15 protein-coding genes are annotated in these 16084 nt (G+C 61.9%); 2 read left to right on the forward strand and 13 right to left on the reverse strand.

What is annotated here, in order from left to right; translation table 11 throughout:
* Positions 1–37: 37 nt before the first annotated feature.
* The 9 genes from ampC to OEG81_RS16530 all read right to left on the reverse strand — a co-directional run bounded on the left by ampC (position 38) and on the right by OEG81_RS16530 (position 11313).
* The gene (gene ampC / locus OEG81_RS16490; protein WP_264130365.1) at positions 38–1159 is read right to left on the reverse strand and encodes a class C beta-lactamase; all 1122 of its coding nucleotides are present in this window, start codon (positions 1157–1159) and stop codon (positions 38–40) included.
* Between the two features lie 644 nt (positions 1160–1803).
* Positions 1804–2772, reverse strand: a complete 969-nt coding sequence (locus OEG81_RS16495; protein WP_264132625.1) for an amino acid ABC transporter substrate-binding protein — start codon at positions 2770–2772, stop codon at positions 1804–1806.
* Positions 2773–2896: 124 nt separating this feature from the next.
* On the reverse strand, positions 2897–4171 hold the full coding sequence (locus tag OEG81_RS16500) for a phenylacetate--CoA ligase family protein (protein ID WP_264130366.1): 1275 nt from the start codon (positions 4169–4171) through the stop codon (positions 2897–2899).
* A 17-nt stretch (positions 4172–4188) separates the two neighbouring features.
* On the reverse strand, positions 4189–5019 hold the full coding sequence (locus OEG81_RS16505; protein ID WP_264130367.1) for an ABC transporter ATP-binding protein: 831 nt from the start codon (positions 5017–5019) through the stop codon (positions 4189–4191).
* Positions 5020–5088: 69 nt separating this feature from the next.
* The gene (locus tag OEG81_RS16510; RefSeq protein WP_412034082.1) at positions 5089–6420 is read right to left on the reverse strand and encodes an ABC transporter substrate-binding protein; all 1332 of its coding nucleotides are present in this window, start codon (positions 6418–6420) and stop codon (positions 5089–5091) included.
* Positions 6421–6509: 89 nt separating this feature from the next.
* Positions 6510–7574: a branched-chain amino acid ABC transporter permease gene (locus tag OEG81_RS16515; protein ID WP_264130369.1), complete on the reverse strand. Its 1065-nt coding sequence runs from the start codon at positions 7572–7574 to the stop codon at positions 6510–6512.
* Between the two features lie 21 nt (positions 7575–7595).
* Positions 7596–8525 (reverse strand): branched-chain amino acid ABC transporter permease, encoded by a 930-nt coding sequence (locus OEG81_RS16520; protein ID WP_264130370.1) that lies wholly within the window; start codon positions 8523–8525, stop codon positions 7596–7598.
* Positions 8526–8542: 17 nt separating this feature from the next.
* On the reverse strand, positions 8543–9340 hold the full coding sequence (locus OEG81_RS16525; RefSeq protein WP_264130371.1) for an ABC transporter ATP-binding protein: 798 nt from the start codon (positions 9338–9340) through the stop codon (positions 8543–8545).
* Complete coding sequence (locus tag OEG81_RS16530) at positions 9340–11313, reverse strand: AMP-dependent synthetase/ligase (protein ID WP_264130372.1); 1974 nt, start codon at positions 11311–11313, stop codon at positions 9340–9342. Before OEG81_RS16530 ends, OEG81_RS16525 begins: the two co-directional genes overlap by 1 nt.
* Positions 11314–11479: 166 nt before the next feature.
* On the opposite strand from OEG81_RS16530, the gene OEG81_RS16535 reads away from it, so the two are divergent.
* The gene (locus tag OEG81_RS16535; RefSeq protein WP_264130373.1) at positions 11480–12154 is read left to right on the forward strand and encodes a Crp/Fnr family transcriptional regulator; all 675 of its coding nucleotides are present in this window, start codon (positions 11480–11482) and stop codon (positions 12152–12154) included.
* A gap of 55 nt (positions 12155–12209) precedes the next feature.
* On the opposite strand, the gene OEG81_RS16540 is transcribed toward OEG81_RS16535, so the two are convergent.
* The 4 genes from OEG81_RS16540 to OEG81_RS16555 all read right to left on the reverse strand — a co-directional run bounded on the left by OEG81_RS16540 (position 12210) and on the right by OEG81_RS16555 (position 14993).
* A complete protein-coding gene (locus tag OEG81_RS16540) occupies positions 12210–12602 on the reverse strand; it encodes a DoxX family protein (RefSeq protein WP_264130374.1) in 393 nt (130 codons plus the stop codon).
* Between the two features lie 185 nt (positions 12603–12787).
* Positions 12788–13279, reverse strand: coding sequence for a DUF1097 domain-containing protein (locus OEG81_RS16545; protein ID WP_264130375.1), 492 nt, complete (start codon positions 13277–13279; stop codon positions 12788–12790).
* Positions 13269–14195 carry an SDR family NAD(P)-dependent oxidoreductase gene (locus OEG81_RS16550; protein WP_264130376.1) on the reverse strand — a complete coding sequence of 309 codons (927 nt, stop codon included), beginning with the start codon at positions 14193–14195 and terminating at the stop codon, positions 13269–13271. The genes OEG81_RS16545 and OEG81_RS16550 overlap by 11 nt, the downstream gene beginning before the upstream one ends.
* Before the next feature lie 36 nt (positions 14196–14231).
* Positions 14232–14993: an SDR family oxidoreductase gene (locus tag OEG81_RS16555; protein WP_264130377.1), complete on the reverse strand. Its 762-nt coding sequence runs from the start codon at positions 14991–14993 to the stop codon at positions 14232–14234.
* Between the two features lie 131 nt (positions 14994–15124).
* Between OEG81_RS16555 and OEG81_RS16560 the strand changes: the two genes are divergently transcribed.
* A complete protein-coding gene (locus tag OEG81_RS16560; RefSeq protein WP_264130378.1) occupies positions 15125–16063 on the forward strand; it encodes a LysR family transcriptional regulator in 939 nt (312 codons plus the stop codon).
* Positions 16064–16084: the final 21 nt, after the last annotated feature.

The raw sequence follows: 16084 nt of genomic DNA on the forward strand, positions 1-16084 counted from the left end.
GCCTTGCCGAACAACAGGGTGCCAAGTGGCTTCGGGCCTATGGCGAAAGCAGCGACCTGATCAGCGAGTGGGTCGCGGCAATCCGCGCCTCGTTCGGGTAATTGCGGTTCGCAAGCACCACGATGCCCAGATTCTCGCCCGGAAGAACGGCAACATAAGCGCCAAACCCATTCGTCGATCCCGTCTTGTTAAGGATCACATCTTTCCGCGGCGGCAGCGCGGGTTCTATCCTATCGGCTTTCTGCGGATTCAGGATAAAGTCGTAACTGTTCGCCGCTTTCATCGCTTCAATATCCGCAGGCCATGCGTACTGCTCCCAGATCATGTCCTGCGTGAACCGGGCGGTTCTGAATTGGCCTTCCTGCGTGCGGCGCACCGCCGCCTGAAGCGGCGGGGATACCTTTTTGAGGCCAAGCTCCACGTCCAGAAGCTTGAGCATGTCGCGGGCGGTCGACTTGATTCCGTACGCTTCAGCATCGAGAACACCCGGCGCTACGCGGATGGGCCTGTCGGTCTTCCGGTCATACCCGAAGGCATACCTGTCCATTTCTTCCGCGGGCACATCGATCCAGGTCTCCTTCAAACCAAGCTCAGGGAGCAGCACAGTCTGTATCGCCTGTGCATAGCTCATGCCCATCGCCCCAGCCGTGATATGGCCCAGCAGGCCGATGCTGATGTTGGAGTAGCTGCGCGTACCGGGCCGAGGCGGTTTCCACTCTTCCAGCCAGTCCACCAGCTGCTTGGTGTCGCCAATCTGATCCGGAACTTGTAAAGGAAGCCCACCCGAGTAATGAGTCGCCAAGTCCATCAACGTCATGTCGTTGCCTATCGAGCAAGCATCCGCGCACAGAAACCGCGCCGCCTTATCGTCCAGCGACAGCAGCCCGCGCTGCTCGGCCAGCGCAGCCAGCGTCACATTGAAAATCTTGCTGATCGACCCAAGCTCGAAAAGCGTCTCGGCGCTAACCGGCCGCTTGTCGGCACGCGACGCCAGGCCTGTTGCATAAAAGCTGTGTTGGCCGTTACGAGTCAGCCCCACGACAAGACCGGGAATCTTGTATTCCTTGACGACAGGCTCGAAAGCCGCACGGGCCTGCTCCCGAAACACGCTGCCGTCCGCAAAGGCCGGCCCAACGGCAAACGCCGAAGCAACCAGCACAAGGACAACCCACAATCCTCGACACCCCATCCGGAACCTTTCAACAAACAATCAAGAACACCATCATCATAACCACCATAAACAACACCGCCCCAATGACCGCCCGCCATAAAGACCACATGCCATAAAGACCACATGCCCGACAGACTACACGCTCTAAAGACGCCGTGTCCGGCGCTGGGCAAAGCGAAGTTTGAGCACGCCGCGTTTCCGGCACGCTTCGGGGATGCAAGGCCGCATCTGTTTGAGCGCCATGCTTATTGGGCAGCCGGGGGCTGCCCAATGGCGCGAGTTATGCGGCCGCCCCGAAGCGTGCCGGAAATGCGGGGAATCCCGGCTTGCCGGGATCGTGCGATCTGAGCGGCGCCCAGCGCCGGACACGGCGTCTCTCAAGAACGAAGAATCGAACAAAGAACCGCGGCGTACTCAAGAACGAAGAATCGAACGAAAGAACCGCGGCGTATTCAAGAACGAAGTATCACGACGAAACTAAAAGGCCTGAGTCCGGTTCAACACCGAACTCAGGCCTTGCCAGCCTAAGCCATGACCGTCCAACGCCCGGGAGCCCGTTCACAAAGCGAAGAAGCGCCTTTACCCAAGGACAAGCCAGTCAACACCTTCCAAAGGCTGGCATCAAACCGGCTTCAGCGAACCGGCAAGGCATACATCAGCCCGCCATCCGTCCATTGCGCATTCAGCCCGCGTTGAATCTTCAAGGGGCTGCCCTGCCCCACATTGCGCTCGAAACTTTCCCCGTAATTGCCCACCTGCTTGATGATGTTGTAGGCCCACTTCTCGTCCAGGCCCATATTCTTGCCCGCGCCCGCCGTCACTCCCAGCAGCCGCTTCACATTCGGATTCGTGCTTTTCAGCTGCTCGTCCACGTTCTTCGACGTGATCCCAAGCTCTTCAGCCCCCACCATCGCCTGCAAGGTCCACTTCACCACATTCAACCATGCATCGTCGCCCTGGCGCACGAAAGGCCCCAGCGGCTCTTTGGAAATGATCTCCGGCAAGACCTGATAGTCGTCCGGCTTCGACAGCTTGGATATCCGTATCGACGCCAGGCCCGACGCGTCCGTCGTGAACACATCGCAGCGGCCCGCCGCAAACGCATTCACCACCTCGTTGAACTGCTCGATCACCACAGGCTTGTACTTCACGTTATTGGCCCGTGCCCAATCCGCCATCGTGTTCTCGTTCGACGTGCCCGTTTGCATGCACACCGTGGCGCCGTCCAGCTCCTTGGCGCTTTTCACGCCCAGCGACTTGGACACCAGGAAGCCCTGCCCATCGTAGAAATTGACGCCCGCCGATATCGCCCCCAGGGCCGTATCGCGTTGCTGAGTCACCGTCGTGTTGCGGGCCAGCAGGTCGATCTCGCCCGATTGCAGCGCCGTAAAACGCTGCTGGGAATTCAGCGGAACGGCCTTGAACTTCGATGCATCGCCCAGAGTGGCCGCCGCCACCGCCCGGCACAGATCCACATCCAGGCCCTGCCACTGGCCCTTCGCATCCGGCGCCGAAAAACCCGCAAAGCCCGTCGTGACTCCGCACTGGACCTCGCCGCGCTTCTGGACGACTTCGAGCGTGCCGGCATGAGCCATCGACATCGCCGCCAACACCGCTGCCGCGGACACCGCGTACTTGAACCTGCGCATAACAATTCCCCTGTAAGAAACAACAAGCATTTTGCTGCATCTTACTGCAATAGGACGCAGGGAAAAACACATAAACTTATTCGTAACTGCGTATATCGTCGATCACCTTGCCGTCATTGGGCAGGCTGCCCGGCTCCACCGGCTGGATGTCCGCGCGCAGCTTGGTCAGCTCGCGCACCGAATCCGCGATGCGCGCCAGGGCATCCTGGCTGGGATGGTCCAGTTCCGCCTTCAGCACCATGACGTCGCTGCCCACATTGCCGCTGACCACCAGCCTGACCTTGCGGACCTCGGGGTGGCGCTTGAGCACGCCGGCGACCTGCCCGGGATGCACGAACATACCCCGCACCTTGGTGGTCTGGTCCGCGCGGCCCATCCAGCCCTTGATGCGCATATTCGTGCGGCCGCAGGGCGAGGCGCCCGGCAGGATGGCCGACAGGTCGCCCGTGCCGAAGCGGACCAGCGGGTAATCGGGATTGAGCGTGGTCACCACCACTTCGCCCACCTCGCCTTCTGGCAAGGGCTGATTCGTGCCGGGGCGCACGATCTCCAGGATGATGTCCTCGTTCACGACCAGGCCTTCGCGCGCCCGGGTTTCATACGCCATCATGCCCAGGTCGGCGCTGCCGTAGGCCTGGTAGCCGTCTATGCCTCTTTCGGCAAACCAGGAGCGCAGGGACGGCGGGAACGCCTCGCCCGAGAACAGCGCCCGTTTCAGCGACGGCAGCTCCACGCCCAGCTGCGCGGCTTTCTCGAGAATGATCTTCAGGAAGCTGGGCGTGCCGGTGTAACCGGACGGCGCCAGGTCGGCGATGGCCTGCACCTGCTGCTCGGTCTGCCCCACCCCGCCCGGAAACACCGTGCAGCCCAGGGCGTGCGCCGCGGTTTCCATCATGGAGCCGGCCGGCGTGAAGTGGTAGGAAAAACAGTTGTAGACCAGCTCGCCGGGGCGAAATCCCGCTGCATGCAAGGACCGCGCAAAACCCCAATAATCGGGGCGCTTGCTCTCGGGTTCGTAGATGGGGCCGGGCGAGGCGAACACGCGCATGGCCTCGCCCCAGCCTATGGCAGAGAAGCCGCCGAAAATACGCGACACCGCCGGCAGCTGGCTGCCCGCCTGCCCCTGGCGCATGGATAGCTGGGCCTGCAGAAGCTCGCTTTTCCGGATGACCGGTATCAGCTCCAGGTCGGCCCGATGCGAGATGGCGTCGGGGTCCAGGCCCTGCAACTGCTGCGCAATGGCGGGCGCCCGTTCACGGGCGCGCTTCAAGGCGGCGGGCAGGCGCGCAAGCAGGCTTTCCTCGCGCTCGCGCGTCGTGGCCGCTTCGCGCTCCTCGAAATATGTAGTCATGATCGTTCCCGCCCATCCTAGGCAAGCCAGCGCTTGCGTCGCCGATAAAATTTGGTGTCGCGAAAGCTTTTCCGCTCGCCGCTGGACACGCCAAGATAGAATTCCTTGACGTCTTCGTTCTCCGCCAGCTCGCTGGCTTGCCCGTCCATCATCACGCGCCCGTTCTCCAGGATGTAGCCGTAGTCGGCGTAGCGCAGGGCGATGTTGGTGTTCTGCTCGGCCAGCAGGAAGCTGACGCGTTCGCGCTCGTTCAGATCGCGCACGATTTCGAAAATCTCTTCCACGATCTGCGGCGCCAGGCCCATGGAGGGCTCATCCAGCAGGATCATGTTGGGGTTGGCCATCAGGGCGCGTCCGATGGCCGTCATTTGCTGTTCGCCGCCCGAGGTATAGCCGGCCTGGCTGCCCCGGCGCTGCTTGAGCCGGGGGAAATACTGGTAGACCTTTTCCAGCGAGGCATCGAGTTCGCCCCGGCCGATGGCGCGCGTATAGGCGCCGGTCAGCAGGTTTTCCTCTATGGTCAGGTGCGCAAAGCAATGGCGTCCTTCCATGACCTGCACCACGCCGCGCTTGACCAGATCGGCCGGCGTGAGCTTCTCGATGCGTTCGCCGCGATAATCGATGCTGCCCTTGGTCACGTCGCCGCGTTCGGCCTTCAGAAGGTTGGACACCGCGCGCAGGGTGGTCGTCTTGCCGGCCCCGTTCGCGCCGAGCAGGGCCACGATCCGGCCTTCGGGCACGCATAGCGAAACGCCCTTGAGCACCAGGATGACGTGGTTGTAGATGACCTCGATGCCATTGACGTTCAGAAGAATATTGGGGGCCGCAGCCTCAGCATTCGCATTCATACACTTGTTCCCTGCTATGGGGTGGGATCGGCCGCCGCGCGTGGCGGCGGCCGGAATCCAGGCCTTGGCCTAGCCCTCGCACTTGCGGACTTCGAGCTTCTTCTCGGTCGCGTACTTGGCAGCCAGGTCCTTGACCAGCGGATCGACGAATTTCTTGTCGGACTGGTACCAGTCCGACACGATCTTGAACTTCGCGCCATCCCACTGGATGATGCGGGCCCAGTCGTCGCCCATATGGTTGCTGCAGCTGGTCTTGACGGGACGCATCAGCTTGGCGAAGCCCAGCTCTTCAAGACGCTCTTTGGTGATGTTCAGGTTCTCGAAACCCCATTGCACCTGCTCGCGCGTCATGTGCTTGCCCTTGCCGAACTTTTCCTGGGCCGTGCGTATGGCCTCCACTTGCAGCATGGAAATCATCATGCCGCGCGTGTGGGCGATGGTGCCGACATACTTGCCGGTGGTGTCGGTGCCCTGGCCCTTGTCGTACACGTGCTTCTTCAGGTCTTCGTGCACCTTGCCGTGGTCGGCGCTGTTATGGATGGTGATGCCGTTATAGCCCTTGGCGACCTGACCCAGGTCCTGGACGTCGTTCTCGGAACTGGCCCACCAGATGCCGTACATCTTGTCGCGCGGATAGCCCACGGCTTGCGCCTCGCGTATGGCCGTGGGCGTCATGATGCCCGCGCTCCAGAGCAGAACGAAATCGGGACGGCTTTGGCGGATCTGCAGCCAGGTGGATTTCTGCTGCACGCCCGGCGCGGTGACGGGATACAGCTGCAGATCGAAGCCGTTGGCCTTGGAACGGGATTGCAGCAGGGCGATGGGCTCCTTGCCATAGGGCGAGTCGTGGTAGACCAGGGCGATCTTCTTGCCCTTGAGCTTGTCGATGCCGCCCAGTTTCTTGGCGATGTCCTGGATCATGACGTCGGCGGCCGTCCAGTAGGTGCCGAGCAAGGGGAAGTTCCACTTGAACACCGAGCCATCGGCCGATTGCGACAGGCCGTAGCCCACGGTTTCGATGGATACGCCGTCCACGATGGCCTTGTCCGTCAGCGCGAAGGTAATGCCGGTGGATTGGGTGTCGAAACCCGAAGCGCCGCCGTTCTTGTCCTTCAGGCGCTCATAACACTCCACGCCCCGGTCGGTCGCGTAGGCGGTTTCGCATTCCTCGTAGACGATCTTCACGCCGTTGATGCCGCCGTCGCGCTCGTTGACGAGTTTCAGGTAATCCATTTTCCCGTCGGCCCAGGGTATGCCCAGCGGCGCGAAAGAACCCGTCCGATAGGCCAGCAAAGGCACGAACTGCTCTTCGGCCGCGGCGGCCGGCATCGATGCCGCGGCCAGCGTGCCCGCGACCGCAAACATGGCCGCCGCGAATTTCAAGGATGGTTTCATCTCCAAGTCCTCCTGATGGTGTCTATCTGCACCGTTTGTGTTTCGGCGTAGCCCACGCGGACCAGCCGGCTTACTGATGTGCTGCCATTGAAAAGCTAATGAGGGAAAGGCCATATGCGGAGCTTTTCCTTGCCTATGCTCCAGAGCCGCGCCAGGCCATGCGGTTCGACGATAAGGAAGAACACGATCAAGGAACCGAACACCATGTGCTCGATGTGCGAGGCGGTATCGACCGCCAGCGACATGCCGAACATATGTGGAACATTGGTCAGGAGCACCGGCACCAGCACCATGAAGGCCGCGCCGAAGAAACTGCCCACGATGGAGCCCAGGCCGCCGATGATGACGATGAAAAGCAGCTGCAGGGAACGATTCAGGTCGAAGGCCAGCGGCTCCCAGGAGCCCAGGTGGATGTAGGCCCACAAGGCGCCGGCCACGCCGATGATGAAGGAACTGACGGCAAAGGCCGTAAGTTTGGCATAGACCGGTCGTATGCCGATGACCGAGGCGGCCACGTCCATGTCGCGGATGGCCATCCATTGCCGGCCGATGGCGCCGCGCACCAGGTTCTTGGCCAGCAGGGCGAAGACGGCCACGAAGGCCAGGACGAACAGGTAGCGCTCTGCCGGTGTCTGAACGGGCAGCCCGAAGGCGGTCAGCGCCGGGACGGAGACATTGCCCGACGATGAATAGTTGGTGAAATAGGGTATGCGCAGGAAGGCCCAGTCCACGAAGAACTGAGCGGCCAGCGTGGTGACGGCCAGGTACAGGCCGCGGATGCGCAGGCTGGGCACGCCGAACACCACGCCCACCAGAGTGGCGAAGACGCCCCCCAACAGGATCTGAACGACCAGCGGCGTGGCCGGCATGCGAACGCCGAAGTTCCAGGCGGCGTAGGCGCCCACGGCCATGAAGGCGCCCGACCCGATGGATATCTGGCCGCAGTAGCCCACCAGTATGTTCAGGCCTATGGCGGCCAGGGACAGGATCAGGAAGGGTATGAGTATGGCCTGCAGAAAATAGTTCGAGGCCAGCAGCGGAACCAGCACGAAGGCCGCGAACAGCACCCCCAGCATGAAGGTCCGGTCCTGGCGGATGGGGAAGATCTGCTGGTCGGCGCGGTAGGTGCTTTTGAATTGGCCGTTTTCACGATAGAACATAGCGTCGTTACCTAATCTCGCTTAAACACGGTCGATTATCTTTTCGCCGAACAGGCCCTGCGGCCGGAACAGCAGGAACACCAGGGCCAGCATGTAGGCGAACCAGATTTCGATTCCCCCGCCCACGTAGGGGCCCAGATAGACTTCGGACAGCTTCTCGCCCACGCCGATGATGAGTCCGCCGATGATGGCTCCCGGCACCGAGGTCAGGCCGCCCAGTATCACCACGGGCAAGGCCCGCAGCGCGGCGGTCGACAGCGTGAACTGCACGCCGAACTTGGAGCCCCAGATGACGCCGGCCACCAGGGCGACCAGGCCCGCCACCGTCCAGACGACCACCCAGATGCGGTTCAATGGAATGCCTATGGATTGCGCGGCCTGGTGGTCGTCGGCCACCGCGCGCAGGGCCCGCCCCACCGCGGTGTACTGAAAGAAAAACGCCAGCGTCGCGACCAGCAGCGCCGCCACCGCGGCGGCGGTCAGGTCTTCCAGGCTGATCAGCAGGCCTCCTTCGAATACGGTATCCAGGATGAAGGCGGGATCCTTGGGCATGCCCACATCGATGGAATACACGCTGCTGCCGAAGATGATCTGCCCCATTCCATCCAGGAAGTAGCTGATGCCGATGGTGGCCATGAGCAGGGTGGTGCCTTCCTGGTTGACCAGGTAACGCAGGACCCAGCGTTCGATGGCGATGGCGATGATCCACATGAAGACGGCACTGATGATGAAGGCCAGGACATTGGCGAGGATCAGGCTTTCTATGCCCAGCCATTGGGGTATCCATTCGGAAAACCGCGCCATGGACAGGGCCGCGATAAGGACCATGGCGCCCTGGGCGAAGTTGAAGACCCCCGAAGCCTTGAAGATGAGCACGAAGCCCAGCGCCACCAGCGAATAGAGCATGCCTGTCATCAGGCCGCCGAACAAGGTTTCCAGAAAGAATGCCATGTCTGTGTTCCCTGTTTCTAGTGGCTGGCGCCGAGGTAGGCCTGGATGACATCCGGATTCCGGCGGACGTCGTCGGGCATCCCGTCGCCGATTTTCTTGCCGTAGTCCAGCACCACCACGCGGTCCGAGATGTCCATGACGACGCCCATGTCGTGTTCGATCAGCACGATGGTGGTGCCGTACTCGTCGTTGACGTCCAGAATGAAGCGGCTCATGTCCTGTTTCTCTTCGATGTTCATGCCGGCCATGGGTTCGTCCAGCAACAGGATGCGCGGTTCCATGGCCAGCGCGCGCCCAAGGTCCACCCGCTTCTGCAGGCCGTAGGGCAGCCGCCCGACCGGTGTCTTGCGGTATGCCTGGATCTCCAGGAAATCGATGATGTTCTCGACGAACTCGCGGTGGGCGATCTCTTCGCGTTCGGCCGAGCCCAGGCGGAAGGCCTGGGCCAGTACGCCGCTTTTCATGCGCAGGTTGCGGCCGGTCATGATGTTGTCCAGCACGCTCATGCCCTTGAACAGGGCCAGGTTCTGAAAGCTGCGTGCTATGCCCATCTCGGCAGCGCGCCTGGAGTTCATTTTGGAGAAGCGGACGCCCGACAGTGTGATTTCGCCGTTCTGCGGGGTGTACACGCCATTGATCACGTTCAGCATGGAGCTTTTTCCCGCGCCGTTGGGGCCGATAATGGCGCGGATTTCATGCTCTTTGACGTCGAAGGAAATATCGGTCAGCGCCTTCACGCCGCCAAAGGCCAGTGAAATATTCTTCAGGTCGAGAATCGTGTTCCCGATTCGTTGTTCGCGAGCGCCTTGACTCATTACGCGGCCTTCTTGGTGTTGGCGGGATAAATCGTAGCGGCGAGGATTTTCAGGTCGGCGGAGATCTTGCCGGATCGGCCATCCTCGAACTTCACCTCTGTTTCGATGAACTGATTGCCCTTGCCCTGGAACAGGGCGTCGACCAGGACTGCATATTTCTGGGCAATGAAGGCGCGGCGCACCTTGCGGGTACGGGTGAGCTCGTCATCGTCGGGGTCGAGTTCTTTATGCAGAATCAGGAAACGCGATATCTGGGAACCCGCCAACTGGGGGTCGGTGGCCAGGTCGGCATTGACCTGGCTGACGCAATCGCGGATAAGCTCGTAGACCTCGGGCTTGCTGGCCAGGTCGGTGTAGCCTGCATAAGGCAGCCCGCGCCGCTCGGCCCAGTTGCCCACGGCTTCAAGGTCGATATTGATGAAGGCGCATACCTCGGGCATATTGGCGCCGAAGGCCACGGCCTCTTTGATGTGCTGGAAGAACTTCAGTTTGTTTTCAATGTACTTGGGTGCAAACAGGCTGCCGTCGGCCAGCTTGCCGACATCCTTGGCCCGGTCGATGATCTTCAGTTGGCCGTCGGTGTCCAGGTAGCCTGCATCGCCGGTGCGATACCAGCCGTCGGGCGTGTACGATTCGGCCGTGGCCTCGGGATTGCGGTAGTAGCCCTTGAACATGCCGGGGCTTTTTATCTGTATCTCGCCATTTTCAGACACCCGGATGTCCACGCCTTTGACGGGCGGGCCCACGGTATCGGAGCGGACCTGGCCGTCGGACTGGACGCAGACGAACACCGAGGTCTCGGTGGAGCCGTACAGCTGCTTCAGATTGATGCCTATGGACCGGTAGAACACGAACAGATCCGGGCCTATGGCTTCGCCGGCCGTATACGCAATGCGCACACGGCTCATGCCCAGCGCATTGCGCAAGGGCCCATAGACCATGAAGTTGCCCAATGCATACTTGAACCGGTCCCAGGCACCGACCGTGGGATCCTTGTCGAGTATGCGCACGCCCACGCGGCGGGCCAGCCGCATGAAGGCATGGAACAGCTTGCGCTTGATGGCGCTGGCGTCTTCCATGCGTATCATGACGTGGGTCAGCAGCCCTTCGAGCACGCGCGGCGGGGCGAAGTAGTAGGTGGGCCCGATGTCGTGCATGTCGATGGAGACGGTTTCGGGCGATTCCGGATGGTTCACGGTGAAACCCGTAACCAGGAACTGCGTGTATGAAAACATGTTCTGGCCGATCCAGGCCGGCGGCAGATAGGCCAGGACATCTTCCCGGTCGGTCAGGTTTTCGAGTTCCTGTATGGCCAGGGCGCGATCGATGAGCGCATGGTGCGACAGCATCACGCCCTTGGGCTTGCCCGTGGTGCCGGAGGTATAGAACATGGCGGCCGCGTCGCCCGGCTTGATCGCGGCAATGACCTGGTCGACGAAAGCAGGATGGGCCGAGGCGTGTTCGCGGCCCCGTTCCAGCAAGCCCTCGAAAGCCAGCAGCCGGTCTTCCTGGTAGTTGCGCAAGCCGCGCGGATCGTCGTACACGATAAAGGACAGGTCCTGGCAGCGGTCCGAAACCTCGAGCATCTTGTCGACCTGCTCCTGGTCTTCGACAATGGCGACGCGCACCTGGGCGTCTTGCAGGACATAGAGCATTTCCTGGGCCACGGCGTCTTGGTAGAGCGGCACGGGGATGGCTCCGATGGCCTGCGCAGCCATCATGGACAGGTATAGGCGGGGCCGATTCTCGCCTACAATGGCGACGTGCTCGCCGGGGCGCACGCCCAGGGCCGCAAGGCCGTTGGCCAGCGCGCGCACCTGCCGCTCGACGTCGGACCAGGTCAAGGTTTGCCATATGCCCAGGTCCTTCTCGCGCATGGCGGGGCGGGCGCCGCGCACTTTGGCGTGATGCAGCACCAGGGCGGGGAACGTTCCCGGCACCGCCGATGTTTGCGTAGGCAGGTCTTGCGCCACGGTGTCTCCTTCAGCCGGTTTTCTGGCCCTCTTTTCGAGGTTTATGGTTAAAGTGTATCCAGCCGCGTTAGCGTTATTGTCATTCAGTTGAATGCAAAGGTATAGGCTAGAACAACCCCCAACTGTCACGAATATGACATTCCTGCTTTTTCTAGGGTAAATCCTCATGCTCGCCAAAGACTCCCTGCACGACGCCGCGGCGTGGTTCGGCTTGCTCACCGCCGAACAGCAGGACCGCGTGCAGCGGGACGTCGCGGTGACGCAGTACGCCGCCGGGGCCATGATCGAGCGCAAAGGCGAAAAGGCCTATGCCTGGATAGGCGTGCTGAGCGGATTGGTGAAGGTCTCGGTCGGGAATTCCGACGGAAAGATGGCGTCGCTGACCGGCGTGCCCGCCGGCGGATGGATAGGCGAAGGCTCCCTGCTCAAGTGCGAATCGCGCAAGTACGACGTGGTCGCCCTGCGCGACTCGGCCATCGTCCGGCTGCCCGTGGCCACCTTCAACTGGCTGCTGGACAGCAGCATACCGTTCAACCGCTACCTGCTGCATCAATTGAACGAACGCGTGGGCCAGTTCATCGGCAAGGCGGAGTACGACCGCCTGCTGGCGCCCGACGCCCGCGTGGCCCGCTGCCTGGCGGAGCTCTTCAACCCACTGCTCTACCCTGGCAAGGGCATGCGCCTGGACATTACCCAAGAGGAAATCGGCTATCTGGCGCGCATATCGCGCCAACGCACCAACCAGGCGCTAAGAACGCTGGAAGCGGCCCAGTTGCTCAAGGTGGAATACGGCGCCGTCCAGGTGCTGAACCTGGAAGGACTGAAGCATTACGGGATGTAGGCGGCCCGGTAAAAAAGGGACCGCCATTCATTCCTTCGCAATGCCCACAACGATCTCAAATGGAAAGCCTCAGCTTCTGATCCATCGAAAAGCGGCCGCTGCCCCGCACGGCGATATAGAGGGCCAGGAACCCCATCAACACGGGGAATTCGATGCCGCGATCAATCCAGGGCCAGGTAGGGCCAAGCGCATAGCTGATGCCTACCATTTGCAGGGCAATCAAGAAAGCCACGGGGCGCGCCCATAAGCCAAGCGCCAGCATGATGGCGCCGATGGTTTCCAGCAGCATGACCAGGAATGCCAGCTGTGGCGCGAACGGCAAGCCCATGACGTTCTGGATCAGGTTTATGGAGCCGCCCATCGGGTCCGCCATGGAACCATGGGATGTCCGCAAGGCCTTGGGTACGCCATGGGTGAACATGACGGCCCCGAAGGCAAAACGCAGCATTGCATACAGGACAGGTTCCGCGCGGGCATAAAGTGCGCCCAATGCAGGGAACAGCAAGCGCGGGCGGGGCGCCCCTGTCTCGTCGGAAGATATCTCAGGTGTGGCGTGTAATGTTTCCATCTTGCAAGTCCTTGAAAGGAATGTGGGGGACAAAAGGCCCCGACCCGGCTCATGCCTGCTCCTGGTCAGTGGGCCGTGGCCCGCTGGATCCGTTTCTGCAGCGAATGGGCAAGGAATGCGGCTGTTGCACCCACCGTCGCGGCCAGGGCCAGCATCCCGAAGGCGGTGAACGACGGGGGCTGATGCGAGGCGAAGTACGCCACCAGGCCCAGGAAGAAGCCCAGCAGGTTGTTGAACACCGGCGCCCTGGCCAATGACAGCGCAATGATGGTGATGGCGAACACCACGGCACTGATGGCATAGCTGCCCAGGACGGGGGTCGATACTTCCACCGCCTGGGCCGCGGCAACCCCCAGGATGATGCCGATCAGCACGCAGGCCAGGTTGACCGCCCCCTGCTTCAAGTTAAGCCCGCGGGTGAAGAAGGAGATCCAGCCGACGAACATCGCCCATACGGGCACCTCGAATGCCATCACGCTGAGTGTCGCAGCCGACGATGCGATGACTGACTCGCCGATCACCACTTTCAGATGGGTGGAAAATGCGTTACTGGCCATGGCCGGCCTCCATTGACAGGGCATTGAGCCGCGGCGACAGAAGGTCCGACAGCCCTATACGGCGCAGGAACTCCGCCCGGATACGATCCGCTACGGCATTGACCTCTTCGCAGCCATCGCGCGATGGGTCGACATGCACTCGGAACGGGCGGCGGCCATAGGGCCGGTCCACGATGTCCACCATCGCCTGGGCCACCGCTGAAACATCGGCATCTTCCGGTTCGCATGCGGCCAGGCCCGCCAAGACCTCTTGCTCGAATCCGGCATAGGCGCCCTGGGCGTAAGTCCGCTCGCGCCCGATGTCGGCCGGGCGGCCGCTATGCGCAAAATGATTGGTGCCTTGGGTGAACGCGCCAGGGACGAGGATGGATGTCTCGATACCCCAGCGGGCCAGTTCCCCCGCGTAGCTGACCGCCAAGGCATCCATCGCCGCCTTTGCCGCGAAGTATGGGGCCAAATAGGGAGGCGTGCCGCCGCGGTGGCTGCTGCTGCCAACCCACAGTACCAGCCCCCGGCCCTGCTTGCGCAGTTGCGGTAGCGCGGCACGGTTGACGCGCTGCGTACCGATGACATTCACGTCGTAAAGTTGTGCGTACTGCTCGGGCGTAAAGGCTTCCGCCGGCCCAAACACCATATGTCCGGCGTTTTGGACCAGCACATCCAGCCGCCCTTGCGCCGCAATGACATGATCGACCGCCGCTTGCGCCGAGGCATCCGACTGCACATCCAGCTCAACCGCATGCAGTGCTACCTTGTGGCGGGCCGCATGGGCGTGCAAGGCCTCCACCTGTCGGGCATTTCGCCCCTGGGCGTCACGGATGCCGGCATAGACAATATGGCCCGCCGCGGCCAGGGCACGCGCACTCAGCGCGCCAAAGCCGCTGGAGGCACCGGTAATCAAAATCGTATAGCTCATAAGCCATCTCCTGCTGAAGTTGAAAGGAGGCTGCGCTCAGGCAAACCCGCCATTGGCACGTATGACCTGGGAATTGATCCAGCCCCCATCGGCGCCAACCAGGAAGGACACAACGCTTGCGATGTCTCCGGGCTGCCCAAGGCGTTCCAAAGGAGCGGCCTTGCTGAGCTGGACCACCTGTTCACCGGTCTTGCCTTCCAGGAACAGCTCGGTGGCGACCGGGCCCGGAGCCACCGCATTGACCGTGATGTTCCGGCCGCGCAACTCGTTGGCCAGCACATGCACCAGGCCCTCGACACCTGCCTTGGCCGCTATGTAGGGTCCGTACTGAGGAAAGGACTTGGCAATCACGCTGGTGGAAAGCGCCACGATGCGGCCGCCGGTGTTCACGTGCCGAGCCGCATGGGCCAGCACCAGAAAGGCGCCGCGCAGGTTGGTCTGGATGGTACGGTCGAATAGCTCGATGCTGTCGGGAACGATAGGGGCCAGCGGCATCGCGCCGGCGCTGTGCACGACGGCGCCGATGTTGCCGAAGGCCTCCTGTGCGGTGGCAAAGAGCCGACGCACGTCGTCGGCCTGGGATACGTCCGCTTGTACGGCAATCGCTTCCCCGCCCGCCGCCTGGATGGCTGAAACGGCTTCCTGCGCCTTGGTCGCGTTTCCCGCGTAGTTGACGGCGACCTTGAAGCCGTCCGCTGCCAGGCGCAGAGCGATCTCGCGCCCGATGCCGCGAGAGGCTCCGGTAACGATGGCGGTCTTAATGGGCAATGCTGCGATAGACGACTGACTGGTGATCATGATGGTTTCCTTGGTAAGTAGGGCCAAGCTTTGTGTTGACGCCACGGAAGCCATGATGACGATTGATTGCGGATGGATAAATGGGTTTAAATTAGCTAGTTAATTCAAAAGCAATCAACAATTGGACCGCCATGGACCGTTTCGATGCCTTGCAGCTCTTTACCCGGATCGTGGAACTCGGCAGTTTTACCGAAGCGGCAAGCGTGCTGGATATCCCGCGCGCCACGGCAACGCATGCAATCAAGGAGCTCGAGAAGCGGCTTGGCGCGCGCCTGCTGGATCGCACCACACGGCAGGTCAAGCCCACCCTGGATGGGCAGGCCTTCTACGAACGCAGCAAGCGCGTCCTGGCAGAACTGGAAGACGCGGAAACCTCGCTGAGCACCCACATCGCCAATCCCCATGGGACGTTGCGGCTGGATCTTCATGGGGCGCATGCAACGATGATCATCCTCCCGCGCATCGGCGAGTTCCGGGAACGTTACCCCCAGGTCGATGTCGTCATCAGCAGCGGCGACCGCCTGGTGGACCTGATCAGGGAAGGCATCGACTGCGTGGTGCGGGCGGGCCGGCCACGCGACTCATCGCTGGTGGTCAGAAGACTGGCGGACATGCCCGAGATCATCTGCGCCAGCCCCGAATACCTGGCTCGGCATGGCACTCCCCGGCATCCGCGCGAATTGGCGGAGCACCAGGGGATCGGCTTCTTCGCCCGCGGCAATGACAGCCGCTATCCTTTCACCATCGTCATGGATGAAGAGGTGGCGGAATTCGAGGCGAGCGGCTGGATCTCGGTCAGCGACGCCGAGTGCTACACGAGCGCGGCACTCGCTGGCTGCGGGCTGATCCAAGTCCCCCGTTTCCGCCTGGAAGCGCATTTGCGGTCCGGACGCCTGGTCCAGGTCCTGCCTGAATGGAGCTGCCCCGACCTGCCCGTCTGCGCACTCTATCCCTTCCATCGACAGCTTTCGCCCAGGGTGCGCGTATTCATCGATTGGGCCCGCGACATATACAGCGAAAAATTCGGCCCGCTTGCACCATCCAGCCAGCCACCCGCGCAGCCGAGATGAAACAAAACGGACGCCCCGAAG

It is taken from the genome of Pollutimonas sp. M17 (assembly GCF_025836975.1).
In the GTDB taxonomy this organism is placed as follows: domain Bacteria; phylum Pseudomonadota; class Gammaproteobacteria; order Burkholderiales; family Burkholderiaceae_B.